The sequence below is a fragment of the Streptomyces palmae genome (assembly GCF_004684805.1).
Taxonomy (GTDB): Bacteria; Actinomycetota; Actinomycetes; order Streptomycetales; family Streptomycetaceae; genus Streptomyces; species Streptomyces palmae.
This window is the reverse complement of record NZ_SRID01000567.1, coordinates 1-2,818: the sequence shown is the minus strand read 5'-3', so window position 1 is coordinate 2,818 and position 2,818 is coordinate 1. Positions and strand designations below refer to the sequence as shown.

Below are 2,818 nucleotides of genomic sequence, written 5' to 3'. Positions count from 1 at the left end.
GTCGAGGGGCGGCGGGTGGCGGTGGTCGCCTGCGAGTTCCGTTTCCTCGCCGGGTCGATCGGGATCGACGCGGGGGAGCGGCTGGTACGAGCGGTGGAACGGGCCACCCGGGAACGGCTCCCGCTGCTGGCCGCACCGGCGTCCGGGGGGACCCGGATGCAGGAGGGCACCATCGCGTTCCTGCAGATGGTGAAGGTGGCCGCGGCCATCACCGAACACAAGGCGGCCGGGCTGCCCTATCTGGTGTACCTGCGGCATCCGACCACCGGCGGGGTGCTGGCCTCCTGGGGATCACTGGGGCATGTGACGGCGGCCGAGCCCGGGGCGCTGATCGGCTTCCTGGGGCCGCGGGTGCATGAGGCGCTGTACGGCGAGGAGTTCCCGGCCGGTGTCCAGCTCGCCGAGAACCTGCTGGCGAACGGGCTGGTCGACGCCGTCCTGTCGGCACCGCAGCTGGCCGAGGTGTCCGCCCGGGTGCTCCGGGTGCTGTGCGCGGACGGTGCCGCGGCGGGCGCCGCGGAGGCGGGCGGCGGCCCCACTGGGCCGGGGGCCGGCGTGCGGGCCGCGGTGCGCGGAGGAGGAGCGGCGGCGCCGACCGCGGCGGAGTCGATCCGGCGCTCCCGGGAGCCGGCCCGACCGGGCGTACGGGACCTGCTGCGGGTGGCGGCGGTGGACGTCACCCCGCTCAGCGGCACCGGCGCCGGCGAGCACGACCCCGGGCTGCTGCTCGCGCTGGCCCGGGTCGGCGGCACACCCTGCGTGGTGCTGGGCCACGACCGCACCCGGCACGCCATGGACGGACCCGGGCAGGCGCTCGGGCCGGGTGGGCTGCGTACGGCGCGCCGGGGCATGCGGATCGCCGCCGAACTCGGGCTGCCGCTGCTCACCGTGGTCGACACCGCCGGCGCGGCGCTCAGCCGGGAGGCCGAGGAGGGCGGCCTGGCCGGGGAGATCGCACGCTGCCTGGCCGATATGGTCGCCCTGCCCGCGCCGACCCTGTGCCTGCTGCTCGGGCAGGGCGCGGGCGGCGCGGCGCTGGCGCTGCTGCCCGCCGACCGGGTGCTGGCGGCCCGGCACGCCTGGCTCTCCCCGCTGCCGCCGGAGGGCGCCTCGGCGATCCTCTACCGCACCACGGACCGGGCGTACGAGATCGCCGGCCGGCAGGGGGTGCGCTCCGCGGACCTGCTGGCCCACGGCATCGTGGACCGGATCGTCGAGGAAGAGGACAATGGGTCCGGCGGCGGCCCGGACGGCTTCCTGGTCCGCCTGGGGGTGGTGCTCGGCGCGGAACTCGCCGCGCTGCGCACCCAGGACCCGGAGGAGCGGCATGCGGCCCGCCGGGCCCGGCACCGGGGGATGGGGCTGCCGCGTTGACGGGGCGGCATGGTGAGGTTGACGGCGAATCGGGGCCAATCGGGCGGTGGGACCAGACGAATTGACAAAATTAGGCTTGCCTAACCTAATCTCTGCTCGTGGACGAGAATGATCTCGGCGCGGCGGAAAGCCGCCCGTACCCGCCCCGGCGGCGACTTCACCTCCTCGCGCTCAACCCCACCGACTCCGTCACCGAGGGCTTCCTGCCCGCGGCGGCCCGGCTCGGACTGACGGTCACCCTGCTGACCGACCAGCCGGACGCCCACCACCGCGCCTACCGGCGGCACACCGCGGCCGGCGGCACCCTCCCCGAACTGGAGATCAGGCCCTGCGCGGTGCGTGACTTCCGCGAGGTCGTCAACCATCTCGCCGCCGAACCCGACCGGCCCCAGGCGGTGTTCAGCAACAGCGACCACCTCCAGACGCAGACCGCGCTCACCGCCGCCTTCTTCGATCTGCCGGGCAAGGACTGGCGGGCGGCGCTGCGCACCAAGAACAAGGCCCAACTGCGCCGCAGCCTGGCCGAGGCGGGAGTGGACACCGTCTGGTCGGCGGAGCTTCCCCCGGGCGGCGATCCGGCCGCCCTGCTCGCCCGGCGCCCGCCCTACCCCTGCGTCGTCAAACCCCGCGAGGGCGTCGCCAGCGAGGACGTCCGACTCGTCGCCGACGGACCGGAACTCACCGCCATCTGCCGGGAGATACAGCGGCGGCGCCCGGGGGAGGCCCTGGTGGTGGAGGAGTTCCTGGAGGGCCCGCTGCACACCCTGGAGACCCTGGGGGACGGTCGCGTCCGACACGCCCTCGCCACCTTCCGTACCGAACTCTCGCCACCCCCGCTCTTCATCGAGGAGCGGCTGCGGCTGCTCCCGGAACCACCGCGGCCGTACACCGGACAGGTGCTCGCCCAACTGGACGCACTGGGCGCGGGGTTCGGTGCCTGCCACACCGAGTACGTCATCCAGGGCGACCGCGCCCGGCTGATCGAGGTCAACTACCGCTCCATCGGCGACCAGTGCGACCTGGTGCTCGCCGAACTCCTCGGCATCCCGCTGTTCGAGCACATCCTCCGCACCCACCTCGGGGAGCCGCTGCCCACCGACCTCGGCGCCCGCACCGGCGCCAGGGCCCGCCTGGAGTACATCACCGCGGACCGCGCCGGACGGCTGGTGGCGGCCCCGTCCGCCGGGGTGCGGGAGGACGGCGGCGTACGGCTGGACTACCGCCCGCTGCGCGAGCTGGGCGAGGTGCACCCGCGGTACGGCACCAACCGCGACTTCCTCGGCGTACTCCGCGCCACCGGCACCGACCAGCACCGGATCGACCGCGCCGTCACGGAGTTCCTGGCCGCACACCGATGGGAGATCGCGCCATGAGGGACACCGCAGGGGATCCGGCCGACGCGGGGGAGACGGCGCCCCCCGCCGGGATGCCGCGGCCGCCCGCC

At 75.2% G+C, this 2,818-nt stretch carries 2 protein-coding genes; both read left to right on the top strand.

The genetic code is table 11. From position 1 onward, the window contains the following. On the top strand, nucleotides 1–1,374 hold a 1,374-nt coding region (locus E4099_RS30970), incomplete at its 5' end, for a carboxyl transferase domain-containing protein (RefSeq protein WP_135342421.1). 98 nt (nucleotides 1,375–1,472) lie between these two features. Continuing rightward, a complete protein-coding gene (locus tag E4099_RS30965; RefSeq protein WP_135342420.1) occupies nucleotides 1,473–2,747 on the top strand; it encodes an ATP-grasp domain-containing protein in 1,275 nt (424 codons plus the stop codon). The last annotated feature ends 71 nt before the right edge of the window (nucleotides 2,748–2,818 follow it).